Origin of the sequence: Mucilaginibacter limnophilus (assembly GCF_004005815.1) — a bacterium.
In the GTDB taxonomy this organism is placed as follows: domain Bacteria; phylum Bacteroidota; class Bacteroidia; order Sphingobacteriales; family Sphingobacteriaceae; genus Mucilaginibacter; species Mucilaginibacter limnophilus.
The window spans coordinates 383616-400078 of the sequence record NZ_SACK01000003.1 but is presented as its reverse complement, the minus strand read 5'-3'; the positions used below and the strand labels follow the sequence as shown (position 1 = coordinate 400078).

Sequence of the window (16463 nt, the reverse complement as noted above, 5' to 3'; positions counted from 1 at the left end):
TTTAACAAACTTTAAAATTATGGACAAGCCGAATATATTGGTGTTTTCTCAAATAAAGTATCTTGAATATAAGGGTAAGCCGTTCAATGTGAATGATTTTACCATCGATGAGGATATACAACAATCACCTATCGCCTCTGTTCTCAAATTTCAAAGGGTAAAAAATATTATGGGGGAACTAGCCTACTTTTCGTACAAGGAAGACAAACACCCATGCATTTTTGTGAGCGAAGTAGGCTCGTTAACCGACATCATATTACGAGAGCGGTTTACAAATTCTTTAAACCTAATAAGTTTGCTTTTCTGGCTTGTAAAAGATTCAAGCATAAATATTCAATCTATTTACATCACGGATACGAACAACGGCACATTGACTATGACTCCGTCGATTGATCGGTTTACTACCTCGGGTGGCGTAAAAGGAAACGTAGTATTTACAGAAGAAGAAATTGAACAGGTAATAAAATGGAGCAATCTATTATCTCGTTATTTAGTATCTAATGATGACCATGTTCAGCGACTTTCAAGTAAAACTGAGGAAAAGAGATCTAAGGTATTTGAATCATTTTTTAAAAACGAAAATAGAATACACCGAGCTATGAGATTTTTAGTTATAGCGCGCGAAAGTTATACTCTTCAAAGCAAGATAGCTTATTACGTAAATGTACTTGAGACGTTGTTTTCTACCAATGACATGGAGCTTAAACACAGAATCAGCGAGAGAGCAGCCTTTTTTATAGGCACAACCGGTAAGGAACGTATAGAAGTTTACGAGCTTGTTGGTAAATGTTATGATATTAGGTCTTCATATTTCCATGGAAATAAAATGTCCGACTTACATCAAAATTACCAGGAGCGAGCTGCAAGACTTGATAGCCTTCTAAGACAACTTATTCAAAAAATTATCATGATAGAAAATCCGATATTTTTGAAAAATAACGATGCCATTACAGAATATTTTAAAGTATTAATACTTCAAGGGTTTGAAGCTTCTCCTGAGGGATAAGATTGTCTTTTGATTAGCTGCAGTATCGCAAATTATTTCGATGTGACTGGTATTGACCAGCCTCGCATTTTACTTCGATGAAAGTTTAGATATCTTCGGGCAACTCGCCATGTTCTTTAAGTTTAATTATAACGAATTCGGTTACCTCATCAGTCGGTTCCGGGTGGTCAACTATTGCCTGGACGTGATCGTTCCAATCACGCACTGCTTCGTCTACAGAACAACCGCAACCAAATACACCGTCCTGAGGATCCGGGCCAAGCAGGGCGCAGTAAGAATCGCCGTCCTTAAACACTACGGGATTAAAAATTGCAGCGTAACCGGTTAGATCCGCTTTCACTACATACTGATCATCAACGTGCATCTGTTTCATGCTACAACAACATTTTGGCATTGATTCGGTTTCAGTGGAATTTTTTCAACAACGGGATACAGCTAAGCATAATCTTTCCAATATTTGCTAATATTTTTAGTTTTATATGATGTGATGAGAAAGCTGCGTAAGGTGTATGTGATAGTAGAAAATAATAGAATCTTTGGCTCGAATAATTTTGAAGCCGTTGATTTGTATCGAAGTAAAAGTTACGCCGATTCCGTTTGCGCCAGTAAAAATCGAATGGCACTTGATGATGCGAACAAATTCTGGAATAAAAACGAACCTGTAAAAAAATATCATGTGCATGCTTTTTACCTTCTGCATGAAGATTTGTTAAAAGAGTAGGGGGCAACCGGTGCAAAACATCTCCCGTCATTACTCCGCATTCAAAAAAGCTTACTTCTTTAAACTCCAATGAGATAAACCTCGTTTTCAAAAGAAAAAGTTTGTTTCTCGGCAAAATCACCCCGTCACGCGCTGTCGGCAACCGGCAACTTTGAGCCCCCCGTGCCGATATATGATTCGGGGGTGCCGGCATCCCAGGGCCTTGCCGTTCGAGTGTCCTTTAATACAAACCGCTTCGAAGGCAACTTTGGATCAATGGGACATATATCATTGGACGAGGTACTGGCAACTATGGGTAAGGTTGATAAGAAAGGCAAGCCGATCCCCTTCAGCATTACAGCAGTGACATGCGACCTCGAGCGCAACCGCGGCGGCGAACGCCACGAGTATCCTAAGGCCGTGCTCACGACACCAGGCGGTGGCAAAAAGCAATACCACAACCGCAACAGCACAAGGCGCATCAAGCTGATACCATCAGACCAGATCCGCACGATAGATCCCCTTTTAATTACACGATTCAATGGCAAAGAAGTTTACCTCTAAGGTTGACCCGACCGAGACTTATAGTATCGGCTCGACGGTTGACTTTCTGCCGGGCGCAAGTATCCTGTTAGTAGATGATCAGCCGGGCGCCAAGCCATCATTGCCACAGCTTAAAGACTTTGCCAGTGATGATATCATACGCTGGGGGCCGCAGAATAACCTGCCGCAATGGGTGATCAAGCAGGCCAATAAGTCACCGGAGTTACTGGCCCTTATTCAGTTCGTGGTGTACTTCATGTACGGCAGTGGTCTTACCTACGAAGTATTCGACGAGCACACCGGCAAAGGCAGGCCTGAATATATTGAAGGCTATGATCAGGAGATCGAGGATTTTATCGCGGCCAATGCGCTTAGCGATTACCTGCTCGAAAGTATCATCGATCTGGTATGGTTTAACCATGCGTTTTCCGAGTGCATACTAAATAAGAAGCGCAGCAAGATCGTGCAGATGGTACAGCAGGAGGCCGCTTATTGCCGCTTCAGCAAGCCCGGCGCTAAAGGCTACAGCGAAATGGTTTACATCAATGCTAACTGGCCGTATGCTTCAGCTGATGACGAGCTGACTATTCCGATCGACTGCATCAACCGCCGCGACCTTAATCTGGTTAATACAGTTCGCAATGCGGATTACTACAAGTTTATGTATCCGGTTGCTATGCCTGGCCCTGGCAACTTAATTTACCAGAACACCAACTGGCACTCTTTATTCGAATCAGGATATTACGATGTAAGCATCCTGGTGCCGGTACTGAAGCGTGCCCTGATGACGTACACGATGACCATTAAGTACATCATTAAAGTACCTCAGGAATTTTGGGTAGCACACGCCAAAGAAAAAGGTAAGGTGTGGGAGGATCTTAAGTACGAAGAAAGAAAAGCAATCCGGAAAGATATCAGGGATGATATGAATAAGTTCCTTACCGGCGCCGAGAATGCCGGCAAGTCGTTTATATCAACGTTTGGCTGGGATAAACAAAATAAATGCGAAATACCTGGTATCTCAATCGACGCCCTTGATGATAAAATGAAGGACGGCGTTTGGATCGCTGATGCGGCTGAAGCTTCATCACAATTCATCCGGGCACACAACCTGGTACCGGCAATCGTAGGCCATTTAACCGGCAAAGGCATGGGCGCAGGTTCCGGATCAGATGTGCGCGTTCATGGTAACGTACAAAATAAGCTCATGGCATCGCGCCGTGACCTGATACTTAAACCGCTACAATTTACAGCTAACTATAACGGCTGGACACAGCGCCTGAAGGGTTTCCGCTGGAAAATAAAAGAATTCCAGTTTGATACACTCGACGTCAATCACTCAACTACTAACGAAGTAACAAGCAATGCCGAACCTGATCAATAATAGCGCCGAGCTGAAAGCCAACTTTGGCGCGCTCAGCTTAAGTTTTACATGGGTCAATATCTCCAGCTTTGTTGAAGATGTCGAGCGTGATATCATTGCTGAGGCTATTGGCTTTGATGCCCTGGAGTATTTTATAACCAATAGCAGCTCGCTCACCGGTGTTCGTAAACAGGCGCTTATTTTATTGCAGCGATCGGTAAGTTATTTAACCATCCACCGGTGGAGCCACACAGCGCTATACCAGTTTGAAGACAAAGCGCTTTATGTCGCTAAAAGCACCGGCGGTGCCGTGATCAGCGACAAGAAGCTGAAGGATCTGCGCGTGTTCTGCGAAGAGCAGGGCTTCATATTCCTGGATAAAGCTATCGACCTGATGGAACGTAACCTGGTTGAGTTTCCTGATTATGCAGATTCGGGTACCCGTCAGGATCTGCTGCAGGGTTTCATAAAAACCGCCGCCGACTTTAGTAAGTACCGCAATATCCGAAGTTCACGCATCACCTTCCTGAGCGTGTATGCTGATATGCTCGAGGTTCAGGATCAGCAGTTGCCAAACTACATGACCCCGGCTTATTATGCCGTGTACAAAGAAAAATACCTGGACGGCGAATTAAGCCTTGATGAGCAAAAACTGCTGCCATTGATAAAAAAGGCGGTTGCCATGCTTACAGTTGCCGAGGCCTGCAAGCATTTGCCGGTGAAAGTTACCGGTGATGGCCTTTTCATTAACCGGTACAACAACTCGATCGATTACGAGATGGCGGATCCCGCTGCAGCCGCTCAGGTGCAATTCCTTCAGGATGATCACCAGGATCGGGGAGAACGTGCATTAAACAAACTCAAAGAATTTATAACTGATAACCCTCTGTTTTTCCCTGGCTATGTTGCACCGACGGCGAGCAACATTCAGCTGAATGACGAATGCAGCGGAATCGTAATGTTTTAGCTATGCAAGTATGGAATTTAACGGTGCGCCGCAAATGGTACACCAACAACACAACCACAGGCGAACTGTACATTAACGGCTCTTTCTTTTGCTATACACTGGAAGATGTTTGCCGCGACCTTAACCGCGACGGCGACCTGAACGATCCGGGCGAAAAAAAGGTGCCGGGCAAAACGTGCATCCCCGCCGGCCGGTACCAGGTGATTATCGACATGAGTTACCGGTTTAGAAAACTGATGCCGCTACTTATTGGTATACTTGGCTTTGCTGGCATACGCATACATGCCGGCAACTACGCAGTTGATACCGACGGCTGCATACTGTTAGGATCAACCCGCTCAATTGACTTTGTCGGCAACTCGCGCGACACTTTCGCCAAATTCATGGTGCGCCTGCAGTTGCTGCTTAAAACCGGCAAAGTGTACATAACAATTATTGACGAACCGGTAAACGGGCCGGTTAAACAAGCCGCTTAACCTTATCATCATGTTTACAGCAATTTGTGTTTACCTGTCAAAAAAGCCGTGGATCGGCATGGCAGCTTCAGCCGGTAGTACCTTTTTGGGATGGTTCCGGCATTTTCTTACTGACGAATCTATAACTAAGATCGGCAGCTCTTTGGGTATATGGATCGGTGTGCTGATCGGGATACTCACTGTCTTTATAAAAGTTTTCGAAGCGTACCTCAAATTTAAAAATCAGATAAAATGAAAAAACTATTGAAAGTCCTTTCAGGTATTGTTACCTGGATCAAAAATCTGTTTGCCGAGTTGCCGGCCGATCTTAAAAAGGCGGTTGAGCTTGGTGTTATCGTTACCGAAAACCTTAAGCTTTTAATTGATTCGCCGGTGGCCGATGTGGCGACCGCTCTTATACCAGGGAATGCAGATGATAAGGTTAAAGATTGGTTACGTGCAAATCTTCCCGGCATATTGGTTAAGCTTAAGCTGATAGCGGCGTTTAATGTTCACGAACCATTCGAGCAGATCATATTACGCGCTTCCAAAGCAATACAGGATCTTGATACAGATGCAAAGAGCGCCTTTCTCCATAACCTCGCTATCCTGATAGCCAAAGCTCGCGCCGATGGTAAGCTTACCTGGTCGGATGGTGTGTACTTGCTTGAGTGGGTTTACCAGGAACGTAAAAAACAAGCAGCATGACGGATCCCTTTAACATCATAACCGTGATATGCACTGTCATTATATTGGCAGTCATTACTTACAACTACTTCAAGTACCGCGCTTACTAACTGTCCTTTAATACAACCCTGGTGCATGGCAATTTCGAATTGTCATGCACCATATCAGTATAAACGACATCAAGTACCAGGCGCCTGCAAGTTGGGACGAGCTGACGGCAGCGACGCTTTTACGCCTGGCGATCAACTTCCACTTTATACCTGAGCATCGGCAGCACCAACGAGACTATTACATGGTTTACGGGCTGTTCAACATGCCTGAAATTTTAAAACTTCCAAATTACCTAAAGGATCAGCTGGTACCATTGATCACCTGGGTATATGAAAAACCACTCATAAAAGCATGGATAATCAAAAAGCTACGTATTAGTGGTGAATCTTATTACGGGCCAAAAGATCGCCTCGCTAACCTAACCGCTGAAGAGTTTATGTTCTGCGAAGGTGCTTATCAGCGTTACCTGGGTAGTAACGATTACAAATACCTGGATATTCTTATAGCGGTGCTTTATCAAAAAAAGCACTGGTTTACGGGAAACCGAAAAAAATATTCAATGGAAAGTGCCGGAGAGCATGAGCGACACTTCAAAGGCCTGAAAAAATATGTTAAGCGCGCCATAGCGATCAACTATGCCGGTTGCCGTAATTTTATTATACAAGCCTTTCCTTATATCTGGAAGGAGTCTGAAGAAACTACAGCTATCGATGCCGGTACCGGCACGCAAATAACCAATTGGGCTTCCCTTTTTCACGATGTAGCCGGCGACAAGTTTGGCTATTATGACGAAGTGCTGCAAACCAATATATGGCTTGTGCTGATGGACATGAACAAAAAGTCGAAGTACAACGAAGAGCTCGAAGAAAAATTAAGATCAAACCGCTAATACCATGTCAGAACAGTTCCTGGACGAATACTTTGAAAATATTGCGGCAAAGCTGAAGGAAATTCAGCACACCGAAAATGAGCCGGCGTTCTACCGTATAACCGATCCGTATAATCTCGACGAGTTTGATGACGCGGTAAAAAGCATGGGAAAGCCAGTTTGCTTGCTGCTCGAGATTGGCGATGGCGAGATCGGTGAATGGGATAGCCAAAAAGATATGCCGAGAATCGGCCTGCACGTATTGGCAAAATGCGATGGATCCCGTGCCGGTATTAGGCAGGCCCGTGACCAGGCTAAAGAGATACTGCTGAAGATCGTTTCCAGGATGCGCCGCGATGCCCAGGACCACTGGGATGATCAGGGCGCTCACATCATCGGGGCGCTGAAAGCTGCCAAGGTAGTTTTCAGTACGGCTATCAAGTTTACCAATATGACCGCGGTAGACGGCAACTGGTACGGCAAAAGCTTTTGGTTTGAATTTAAGGCGCCGGTAAACTTGGTATATAACGAGGGGGATTGGATCGAATAGCATGGGAGTATCATTAACAAAAGCGCCGCCGCGAGTTGCATTTAGCCGCAACCCAAATCCTATCGAGCTGTACAGTGATGATATCCTGGACAATGCCGGCGCAACAGCAACATGTATTATCAAATTTAACGGAACGGTATTGCCGGCGGCAGATCTAAAACTGACCTGGGCCGGAGCTGATCTTACATTTAAAGCTGCAATATCGCCGAATACGTCCGGGCTTCAATACCCATCGGGTGACGGATCAGAAGCGCACGTGCGCTCAGTTATCACTTGGTTACAAAGTAACTATTATATAAATCGGGACTTTAATCTCGCATATACATTCTATTCGGCAGCTCATAGCATTTCCGTTGTAGCAAAACAGAAAGGCAAGATCTTTAACATGTCACCATGGACTGCAGGCAATCTTGCGGTGATTATCGGTAACACGGGTATCGACATCGCTTACAAACCTAATTTCAACCATTTCCTCGAAGTTTGGAAAGTCGGCGCTTTAAAACCTCTGTTTGACCGCGCTCTAAGTTTGGATATCCCTGTTACCGGTAAAACCATAAAAGACTTGTCGGGAGTACTCAATCCGCATCTAAAATATGATAAGCCTGATCTTACCTCGGTATGGCAAGTATGTAGCACATCAGTGTTAAGATATTACCTCAAGTACATGCAATATTATGGTGAAACACCTGAATTTAAAGCGATCGCCATAACGGAAGAATATCTGGTATGTCTTGGAGGGTATAGTAAGCAAGCGCTCAGCCAAATTACTAATACCGATCACCTGGAAAACTACCTATTGCCTGGGCCAACATTATATAAAGTTCAGCGATGGTTTGAAAGTTACCCGGTCGATAATATTGAGGTTAACACGAACCAGCCGCAGTTTCTGTACTTTTTGAATATGCGCAATGTTGCTGAGCAGTTGGACATTCGGGTACAAGTATTCCTTTCTGATGGCACCACGGATATTAAAATAATCGCTGGCGGAACGGTTCAACCCCTTGAAAAGGTAAGTGTAAGTACGGGGTATCAGCAGCTCGGCCTACAGGCCTACACCACATCTCTAAGAAACATTACCAGGTATGAAGTGCAACTGATTGAGCGTACATCAGGTGATTCGCGAACAGTTGCCAAAACTTATATAGTCAATCGTGACTATCAGGATTACACCAGGTATATTCTATACGGTGATAGCGCCGGCAACTTCAAAACGCTACGGGCTAACGGAAAGAGTATTCCAAAGACAGAAATTACCGACAGTGAAGCACAAGCCATCGAATCACTCGAGACGCCAACTGATGGTAATTTCATAAGGTATGATGTAAAGATGGTTGAATCAGACACACTGCAATCCGGATACATCGCCGGTGATGTGAATTGCCTTAAAGAGCTTGTAATATCCCGAGAAGCATATCGCGTGTTCGGCAATACACTTATCCCGATCAAGATTACCTCTAAAAACTTTGATCCGAAACAAGACGCCGTAAACCTCAAAGCTGCCAAGATTGAGTACCGCCTGGCTTTCGATGAAGAAAATTACACCGGCAGCACCGGCGCACTGATTGTGCCGGACTTGAGCCGACCAACAAACCCCATAAACGACATATAGATATGACTGGTACTATTGACGAACTGAAAAAGTTCTTTTATGAAAAAAACGAAACCCTAAGTAAAGAGGAGGTGTTAGCAGGCTTTGAACAAGTAACAAATAGTAATAAAGGCCCGGCTATAGTAACTACAAATCCGGCAACAATAGGCGCTATTAAGGTAGGTGATCGTTGGGATGTTAAACCAAACACAGGGCCTTACACTTACTTCGATAATTTATCGATCCCTGCCAAAGTTGGAACCCAATATGTCAGCCAGCCTTATTTTATCAGGAATGCAACCGCTTGGGAAGCGAAATGGTTACTGGTGGATGCCCCCGTCCTAACCGACTATACGCAAAAAACTGAATTCGATCCAGTTAAAGCACAAGTTGACAATCTCGCTGCGCTATTAGATGAAGCGCCGTTACTACTGCCTTCGCAGGATTCATCTGTTACCGCCGAAAGGCTGGTAGCTACTTATGATGGCTATATAAACGCAGCCGGGTATACAGCGAGTGCGCAGTTCAAAACCTTTGTTTATTCGCTAAAGGATATTTACAGCTTAAGAATTGTTGCATCAAGCACAGGTTCCAACACTTATATAGCTGCCGTCTATGATAGCTATACAGCATTTTTACCTGCAAATAGAAAAGAGCTTATAAAACTTAGCAATTCCAACACCACGCCTTCTACAATAGACGCGACGTACATAGTTAGCAATGAGACATATTTTTTAGCGATTTGCTATAAGATTGATACAGGAAGCGCTGCCTTATCTGAATGGACATCCAACATATTGGACAAAGACATACTGTATAAGCGCAATACAAACGAAGTTTTAAACGCTGAATTCACGCCACTATCAATAATCAACAATACTTATTTAGGTGCGGCAGGAGGTGGCTTTTCGCTTGCCGGTTATCATATCTATGTGTACGAGGTGAAAGCAGGTGACCTTTATCGGATACGCGGAGCTGCTAAGGGTAACTCGTCAAGAATATACGCATTTTCAACATCCTCAACACCAGTGTCAAGCGCGGTTGTAGAGTTGGGTGATGCAACAGTAAATATTGCGGGTGGTAAGTTTATTGATAAGCTTATAAAAGTGCCCGTAGGAGCGCTTTACCTGCATGTGACGCGCGATACGCTTAACACTACCGATTTAAGTACGGTTTATAAGTTATCGCCGATGAACACTGCCATTGCAACAAACACTTTTGCAATAGGCAAGGGCAATGCGTCATATGAAGCCATGACTGCGCTAAACAATAAATTAGCGCAACAATATCCGCAGCAATGGATAAACGTAAACGCAGGTATTAATAACCGTTACGATTTTGGAAACATGAAAGTGTCCGCACCTTTCACGGTTCCTGCTCTTTACGGCAGCGTGGATATTTCTGTAACTAATGTTTCACTCATTACGGTTGGAATACTCATTTGCGTTGGAACGAAAACAAATTTCGACGTTTACAGGGTTAGCGCAATCAATGGCCTGGTTGTAACATGTGCCTTAGTGCAAAATAACACTGGCAACATAGGCGTGACGTTACAGGTGAGCGCATCCTGGGTTAATTCAGGACTAACATCCTCGGACACTTTAAGCGTCTATACCTATGTGGATATATTGGCCTACTTAAGTAATGAGATACCGACTTCGGCCACTTTTGATAACCTGCATCCTACTACGGCAGTCTATAACATAATAGGTGATATTATTGCCTCGCGCATAAACGTAATGTTTGGAAAGCCACCACGCATCATATTTAATGGCGATAGCTTTACCGCCGGTACAAATGCGGTGTATCCGACAAGGATAAGCCAAACCTTAGGCTCGACGCGTGTAAATTTAGCAATAGGAGGCGCCCGTATAGAGCATATATTGGACAGGTTTTTAACTTATATGGCTACTTATACACCGGTTGCAGGGGACTTGTTTTTGTTCTATATGGGCACAAATAACCTGATCGCGCTTGATAACGAAGTTGCCGACCCTCAATTAATGTTGTATAATAACTCCTATAGTTCTGTCTTTTTAGACGCGTTGGAGCGTATAAGCGCTGCGTTGCCATTAGGCAACTGGATGGTGTGTAGCGGACATGGTTACACGTATAACTATAAGGAAAAAAGCAAGCTGTAACTCATAACGTAAATAATCTAAGCGACCAGGCCTTGTTTTATCTCGGCGCCTGAGTTCATAATCAAGATAGATAGCTTTTAAAATCGAAACAGTACCATAAAAATGATCCGTATAGTTAACAACGCCGGCCTGGTGCTGCAGCTAACGCCTGATGTATCCGTTACCATTGAGAAGATCAACCCGCTTTTTAATGACGCGGATAAGTTGCTCGCGGATGTCGGCTATTCATTCAAGGCGCCTTTTACAGAAAATAACCTGGTGTTCTTTAATCTGTCGCACCTGGTTGAAGCAAGTACAAGCAGTTATACTATGCCGGCGAAGTTATATGCTGATGAATTTTTAATGGTTACCGGCAACATCCGGTACCGTGTAGATACTGACGGTTTTGAGTGCAACCTCGAGCCTAATGTAACGGCGCTTTCTACACTTATTAAAACAACCAGGCTTACAGAGATCCGCGGCGATGACGGTGATTACAACATTAATACCGAGGATGCAATGGAGGCGCTCATGCTTGACACGGTTGAGCATCCTGAAAGTTATAATTATTTCTACCTGCCGATATGGAATTCGGTCTTTGGTGGCGTTGAAGAAACCCCAACGTTTTCCTATCCTTCTATAAATTATTGGAACTATGCGACGCACAAATTTGTAGCAAGACGTCCGGATTATATTAGTAACCCCTACGCCTGGAATTACGCGCAAAGTCCTTTCTTTAAGTTGAAGTATATAGTAAAGAAAGTTGCCGAATTTTTGGGGCTACAGGTTGCCGGTGAATTCTTTACTGATCCGGATATCGACAGAATATGCATTTACACCAGGCGTTCTGATACAGAGCCGGTGCGATTTCCGTGGCCGGCCTATATGCCGAACATGCTGATTTCCGAATTTTTTAAGCAAATCAGGGAACGGTTGCATCTGGCACTTGACTTTAATTTAAGTACAAACACACTTACAGTAGAAACTTTCAAAAGCATCTACAACCGGAAGGACGGCATTGATCTGACACCTTACATTCTTAAAGGTATAGAACAAGAAATACCTGAAGAGCGGGGATACACGGTATGGCTTAAACCTGATGAGCAGGATGATGCCATGCTGATGGAAACTGAATTTGGTAGCCAGCGTCCGCCAAATGAAAAGTTGATAATAGGCGATGGAAAAACGGAAGTGGAACTTGAATGCACCACGACCAATATGTTCGAGAACTTCTATGGTGATGTTGCGTTGCGGCAGCCCTTTGTTAAGCAAGGCACGTTGAATTGGTTTTTGTTTGCTTACGGCATACCAAATGCAAATATGAACCTTCCCGAAAACGAACGGGTAGATTATGCGAACGGCATACACTATGAAGATGTAAATGATCCGACTTCGATAAACACTTGGCCGCTGCGATTATTAAAATATGAGGGTTTCAAGCCGATCGGAGATACCGGCTATGACCTGCCGAGCGTAACTAATATGCCGCTTGATAAGGATGACGAAATGTACTACCGGTTCATGAACGATGCAAAACCGTTAAGAATACCGGCAGCAATACCGCCAAGTATTTTGGCATCGTATAAAACAACTGATAAGTATTACTTCCGCACAGACGGACTTAATACTATAGAGTTGATCCAGCAAAAATTTCAACTGTCGTATAATAATTCGACAGACAGGGTATTGACAAAGATCTACGCCAAGGCAATTGGTTTTGATTATAAAACAAACGTAACTGTAGCTGAAGTAGCGGACGCAAACGATGTTTTAAACACCGATGAAAATAACCTGGTGCCAAAGGGGATGTATATCAAAGCATATTTTGATCCAGACCTGCACGGCATTACCGATGTGAAGGTTGGCGCGGTAACAACCTATTCAGATACGACGCGGCCGGTTTACAATGAAGACACCATCAAGATATCGACTACTCCCAAAGGAACCGGCGGCAGCGCTATCATTATAAAGGCGATATCCGGCTTGCCTTTGCAACAGCACGAGTTGGCCGACCTGAAGATAAAAGTGTATAGTGGCAAGCCGCGCATCCTGGAAACTAACGAAGGGATCCGCTATAATTTCCAGCAGGAGAATGATTACCACTACGTGATCCTTCCGCGCAATTCAAGGCTTACCAGGTACTACAACTATTACATGATTTATTATTAACCATGGCTAACAATACCGATGCACCTTTCCGGATCGATCTCAACACCGAGCAGTTTGCGAAAGAATGGGCTCAGGTTGCCTGGGACAAATTACTGCAGGCCCTGGATAAATATGACATTGGTGAGCTTGATGGCCCCCTATGGAAGAGCATACAAACACAGGTTATCGCAAATAACGGCGATGCGCAAAAGGTAATTACAAAAATGCTGCAGTATGGTCGGTTCCGCGACATGCGCGTCGGTCGCGGTGTTAACCTTGGCCAGTACCGTAGCAGGGATAACAAGCGGAAAAAGGCGCCGTGGTTCTCAAAAACATATTATTCGCAGGTCAAACGGTTCATCGAACTGTATGCCCTTCATTTTAACAAAGTCGTCATGCCTCAAATTACTGAAGGGTTATCAGGCGATATATCAATGGAATTATAATGGCTGGATTAGATCAACAAAGTGTAATAAACCTCGTCATAAATGGTCAGCGTGCACGTGCAAGTGCCGACGAGATAGCTGTTGCCTTAAACGGCGTTCGAGCCGCCAGGCGAAGGCTACGTGAGGAAGAAGATCCTGCGCGATATAGAGAGCTGACTAACCAGCAGCGGGCCCTCACAAATGCCGCACGTGAATACCGGCTTGAAGTGGATCGTAATGCCAATGAGCAGAAAAGCTTTTTCGCTGATTTTCGAAGAGGCTTTATGGAAATAAATGGACTCGCGGGAAATGTAGCTTTAGGTACGCTAATGGCCAATGGTATCATGGCAGGAGTTGGTGCGTTAAAGTCACTTATAAGTTCAGTGATCCAAACTTACACTGTATTTGAAAAATTTGATGCAGTGCTAACCAACGCATTAGGTGATGCCGGCAGCAGTCGCCGTGCATTAAATAACTTGCAAAAATTTGCCGCTGAAACCCCGTTCAGCCTGGAAGAGCTAACAAGCGCCTATGTCAAGTTTGTGAACCGTGGTATTATTCCATCTATGGATGAAATGCGGGAAATGGGAGATCTGGCAGCCTCACAAGGAAAAACATTTGATCAACTTGCGGAAGCTATTCTTGACGCAACCACCGGTGAATTTGAACGCATGAAAGAATTCGGTATCCGTGCTCAAAAGGATGGCGATACAGTTAAACTATCATTTAAGGGAATCACGTTAGAAGTACAAAACAGCGAAGAAGCGATTAAAAACGCCATACTCACTTTTGGTAAGATGGATGGTGTCGCCGGCGGCATGGAAAAAATGTCAAAAACGGTAGGTGGAGGTATCGCCAATATAAGCGACAATTGGGACCGACTGTTGAGTACGTTAGGTTCACGAACCGGCGGCTGGCTTCAATCTGCTGTCAGCGCGTTAAATGATCACCTTAACATGCTTGTGGATGCTGTAAAAAGTGCTGATCAACGCATGAAAGAGGACGCGGATAATTATGCGGAAACTGCACTCAAAAGTTTTAACAAGCATAATCAACAGGAGCAGCTTGCAATATATGAAGGTACAAGGCTAAGGATCAATGATATCGAACAGCAACTGGCCAGGCTTGATGCTCGCTACAAGGTGATACGTTTGCAACGCGGAACTGGCGAAGAGCGGGAGTATATTGAAAATGAACAGCACGACCTTGAATTAACATTGCATCGTGAGCAGGCTTTTGTTGAGGCTGTTGACGCTGATCGTAAACAGAAAGCGGCTGCTGAGGTACGCAAACGGGAGCAGGAGCGGCTTAAAGAAGAGGCAGACAGGAAAGAGGCAGCAAAAAAATATCAGCAATCACTTGGTCAGTATGAATCGGAATTAGAATCGATCCGCAGTTCTTACACAGCGCTGGCAGCTGTCGCGCAAAAAGGCACGATTGATGAACTGGACGCTCAGCTTGCAGTGATTGATGACAAGTACAAAAAATTGCTTGAAAAACTTCAAAAGCTTGCCAAAGATCCGCATGCCAGCGCGTCTGACAAGAAAGAGATCGGTAGCATGATCAAAAATCTCCCTGGCTTAAAAAAACAGGAGAAGATACAGGCAGAGGAAAAGAACAATCAGCAGCAAGATAAAGAAGACAGTAACGCAATTGCCAGTGCTTACCGCGAAGGCGAAGCCAACATAAACAACTACTATGATGATGCCGGCAACAAACTGAACGATGACCAGGCAGCAGCATTACAGCTTGCGTCTACTGAAGAGCAGCGCATTCAAATAAAGCAGGAGTTTCAGGCAAAAGAACTGGATCTACAATTGATGCACTACCAGGCATTGTTGACATACCAGGAACAATTTGGCGGTTCTACTGCGGAGATTGAAGCTAAAATATCAAAGCAAAAGCTTGCGATAGCCGAAAACGATATTAAGAATAAGCAGGATTCAGTAAATAAACAAAATGCCCTTGAAGAAAAGCGCCTGGAGTATGCTACTCAAATAACCAACGGACTGGCAAGCTTGATCGAAGTTACTATGGGTAATAGTAAGCTGGGTATTATGTTTCAACGTACGCTTACTATAGCTCAAATGGCTATTGATACAGCAACTGCTATTTCTGCTGTTACAGCAAATAATGCAAAAACGTCATTAACGCCAATTGATTATGCTATCAGGGTAGCGGCGGCAATTGTCACGGTGATGGCAAACATGGCCAGGGCACAGGCAGCTATTAAAAGCGCCGACAATGTACCGGAGCCGAAGGCAACTAAAAAAGCGCGTAAAGGCGCATTCATACAAACCGGTCCGACGCATGAGCAGGGTGGAATATCTGTTTATGACAACAAAGCCGGCAAGGAGTTGCTGGAAATGGAACGAGATGAATATATCGCTGTTTACAGCGGCGCAGCGTATCGTAATAATAAAGAGCTGATTGATAAGTTAATGTTCAACTCCATGTATAACAACGGCGCCAGCGTCAATGTATCAAGCGTATCCCGTGCTATCACCATGGCCCGGCAAGGTGCGTTTATCCAGGCGCCAGGATATTCGAGCAATTCAACTAATCCGACAACGGCACCAATGAGTTTTGTAAATGATAACAGCGAGCTCATTGCGGCGGTTAATGCTCTTAATAACAACTTTGAAAAGTTTGCGCGTAAGCCGTGGGCTTTCCCGGTGCTTGACCTGGAAGAGGAGCAAAAGAAAATTGAGAAAATCAGGCAGCAGGCAACAATGTGATGATTTTGTATATTTGATTGATCAAACCTTCACATGAAGAAATACTTATTACTACTTCTAACAACAGTTTTCCTAATCTCCTGCAAAAAGTCGTCGTGCTATAAATGCCGGTTCAGAACCTTCACCCATGCCAGCAATGACACAACTATTATCAGGTCGTTTTCCGAGAAAGCTTTGTGCAATATGTCTGTTAAGGAAATTAACCAGCTGCTCGACGCCGGCAACTATAGCGAGGTTATTCAACAGGACACGAT

16 protein-coding genes are annotated in these 16463 nt (G+C 44.3%); 15 read left to right on the top strand and 1 reads right to left on the bottom strand.

The genetic code is table 11. The annotated features are described in order from the left end of the window. The first annotated feature begins 19 nt into the window (after positions 1-19). The gene (locus EOD41_RS10760; protein WP_127704799.1) at positions 20-1006 is read left to right on the top strand and encodes a HEPN domain-containing protein; all 987 of its coding nucleotides are present in this window, start codon (positions 20-22) and stop codon (positions 1004-1006) included. A gap of 85 nt (positions 1007-1091) precedes the next feature. Here the strand turns inward: EOD41_RS10760 and EOD41_RS10755 are convergent, their stop codons facing one another. After that, the gene (locus tag EOD41_RS10755) at positions 1092-1379 is read right to left on the bottom strand and encodes a hypothetical protein (RefSeq protein WP_127704798.1); all 288 of its coding nucleotides are present in this window, start codon (positions 1377-1379) and stop codon (positions 1092-1094) included. 114 nt (positions 1380-1493) lie between these two features. Between EOD41_RS10755 and EOD41_RS10750 the strand changes: the two genes are divergently transcribed. From EOD41_RS10750 to EOD41_RS10685, 14 genes are all read left to right on the top strand, one after another. Further along, positions 1494-1727, top strand: coding sequence for a hypothetical protein (locus EOD41_RS10750; RefSeq protein WP_127704797.1), 234 nt, complete (start codon positions 1494-1496; stop codon positions 1725-1727). Positions 1728-1982: 255 nt separating this feature from the next. After that, complete coding sequence (locus EOD41_RS10745) at positions 1983-2270, top strand: hypothetical protein (protein WP_240663341.1); 288 nt, start codon at positions 1983-1985, stop codon at positions 2268-2270. Then, complete coding sequence (locus tag EOD41_RS10740) at positions 2248-3633, top strand: hypothetical protein (RefSeq protein ID WP_127704796.1); 1386 nt, start codon at positions 2248-2250, stop codon at positions 3631-3633. The genes EOD41_RS10745 and EOD41_RS10740 overlap by 23 nt, the downstream gene beginning before the upstream one ends. Further along, on the top strand, positions 3614-4579 hold the full coding sequence (locus EOD41_RS10735; protein ID WP_127704795.1) for a DUF6712 family protein: 966 nt from the start codon (positions 3614-3616) through the stop codon (positions 4577-4579). The genes EOD41_RS10740 and EOD41_RS10735 overlap by 20 nt, the downstream gene beginning before the upstream one ends. 2 nt (positions 4580-4581) lie before the next feature. Beyond that, positions 4582-5055 carry a DUF5675 family protein gene (locus tag EOD41_RS10730; RefSeq protein WP_127704794.1) on the top strand — a complete coding sequence of 158 codons (474 nt, stop codon included), beginning with the start codon at positions 4582-4584 and terminating at the stop codon, positions 5053-5055. Positions 5056-5065: 10 nt separating this feature from the next. Continuing rightward, complete coding sequence (locus EOD41_RS10725; protein WP_127704793.1) at positions 5066-5290, top strand: hypothetical protein; 225 nt, start codon at positions 5066-5068, stop codon at positions 5288-5290. Beyond that, the gene (locus EOD41_RS10720) at positions 5287-5742 is read left to right on the top strand and encodes a hypothetical protein (protein ID WP_127704792.1); all 456 of its coding nucleotides are present in this window, start codon (positions 5287-5289) and stop codon (positions 5740-5742) included. The genes EOD41_RS10725 and EOD41_RS10720 overlap by 4 nt, the downstream gene beginning before the upstream one ends. Before the next feature lie 133 nt (positions 5743-5875). Next, complete coding sequence (locus EOD41_RS10715) at positions 5876-6661, top strand: hypothetical protein (RefSeq protein ID WP_127704791.1); 786 nt, start codon at positions 5876-5878, stop codon at positions 6659-6661. Positions 6662-6665: 4 nt separating this feature from the next. Further along, entirely contained in the window at positions 6666-7190 is a 525-nt protein-coding gene (locus tag EOD41_RS10710) for a hypothetical protein (RefSeq protein ID WP_127704790.1), read from the top strand. 1 nt (position 7191) lies between these two features. After that, on the top strand, positions 7192-8799 hold the full coding sequence (locus EOD41_RS10705) for a hypothetical protein (protein WP_127704789.1): 1608 nt from the start codon (positions 7192-7194) through the stop codon (positions 8797-8799). Between the two features lie 2 nt (positions 8800-8801). After that, complete coding sequence (locus EOD41_RS10700) at positions 8802-10919, top strand: SGNH/GDSL hydrolase family protein (RefSeq protein WP_127704788.1); 2118 nt, start codon at positions 8802-8804, stop codon at positions 10917-10919. 102 nt (positions 10920-11021) lie between these two features. Continuing rightward, complete coding sequence (locus EOD41_RS10695; RefSeq protein ID WP_127704787.1) at positions 11022-13067, top strand: hypothetical protein; 2046 nt, start codon at positions 11022-11024, stop codon at positions 13065-13067. Between the two features lie 2 nt (positions 13068-13069). Then, the gene (locus tag EOD41_RS10690; RefSeq protein ID WP_127704786.1) at positions 13070-13492 is read left to right on the top strand and encodes a hypothetical protein; all 423 of its coding nucleotides are present in this window, start codon (positions 13070-13072) and stop codon (positions 13490-13492) included. After that, entirely contained in the window at positions 13492-16209 is a 2718-nt protein-coding gene (locus EOD41_RS10685; RefSeq protein WP_127704785.1) for a tape measure protein, read from the top strand. Before EOD41_RS10690 ends, EOD41_RS10685 begins: the two co-directional genes overlap by 1 nt. Positions 16210-16463: the final 254 nt, after the last annotated feature.

What these genes read in the sequence shown, in the direction of transcription:
- EOD41_RS10760 (WP_127704799.1), top strand. Translation starts at nt 20, where the DNA reads ATGGACAAGCCGAATATATTGGTGTTTTCTCAAATAAAGTATCTTGAA.
- EOD41_RS10755 (WP_127704798.1), bottom strand. Translation starts at nt 1,379, where the DNA reads ATGAAACAGATGCACGTTGATGATCAGTATGTAGTGAAAGCGGATCTA.
- EOD41_RS10750 (WP_127704797.1), top strand. Translation starts at nt 1,494, where the DNA reads ATGAGAAAGCTGCGTAAGGTGTATGTGATAGTAGAAAATAATAGAATC.
- EOD41_RS10745 (WP_240663341.1), top strand. Translation starts at nt 1,983, where the DNA reads ATGGGACATATATCATTGGACGAGGTACTGGCAACTATGGGTAAGGTT.
- EOD41_RS10740 (WP_127704796.1), top strand. Translation starts at nt 2,248, where the DNA reads ATGGCAAAGAAGTTTACCTCTAAGGTTGACCCGACCGAGACTTATAGT.
- EOD41_RS10735 (WP_127704795.1), top strand. Translation starts at nt 3,614, where the DNA reads ATGCCGAACCTGATCAATAATAGCGCCGAGCTGAAAGCCAACTTTGGC.
- EOD41_RS10730 (WP_127704794.1), top strand. Translation starts at nt 4,582, where the DNA reads ATGCAAGTATGGAATTTAACGGTGCGCCGCAAATGGTACACCAACAAC.
- EOD41_RS10725 (WP_127704793.1), top strand. Translation starts at nt 5,066, where the DNA reads ATGTTTACAGCAATTTGTGTTTACCTGTCAAAAAAGCCGTGGATCGGC.
- EOD41_RS10720 (WP_127704792.1), top strand. Translation starts at nt 5,287, where the DNA reads ATGAAAAAACTATTGAAAGTCCTTTCAGGTATTGTTACCTGGATCAAA.
- EOD41_RS10715 (WP_127704791.1), top strand. Translation starts at nt 5,876, where the DNA reads ATGCACCATATCAGTATAAACGACATCAAGTACCAGGCGCCTGCAAGT.
- EOD41_RS10710 (WP_127704790.1), top strand. Translation starts at nt 6,666, where the DNA reads ATGTCAGAACAGTTCCTGGACGAATACTTTGAAAATATTGCGGCAAAG.
- EOD41_RS10705 (WP_127704789.1), top strand. Translation starts at nt 7,192, where the DNA reads ATGGGAGTATCATTAACAAAAGCGCCGCCGCGAGTTGCATTTAGCCGC.
- EOD41_RS10700 (WP_127704788.1), top strand. Translation starts at nt 8,802, where the DNA reads ATGACTGGTACTATTGACGAACTGAAAAAGTTCTTTTATGAAAAAAAC.
- EOD41_RS10695 (WP_127704787.1), top strand. Translation starts at nt 11,022, where the DNA reads ATGATCCGTATAGTTAACAACGCCGGCCTGGTGCTGCAGCTAACGCCT.
- EOD41_RS10690 (WP_127704786.1), top strand. Translation starts at nt 13,070, where the DNA reads ATGGCTAACAATACCGATGCACCTTTCCGGATCGATCTCAACACCGAG.
- EOD41_RS10685 (WP_127704785.1), top strand. Translation starts at nt 13,492, where the DNA reads ATGGCTGGATTAGATCAACAAAGTGTAATAAACCTCGTCATAAATGGT.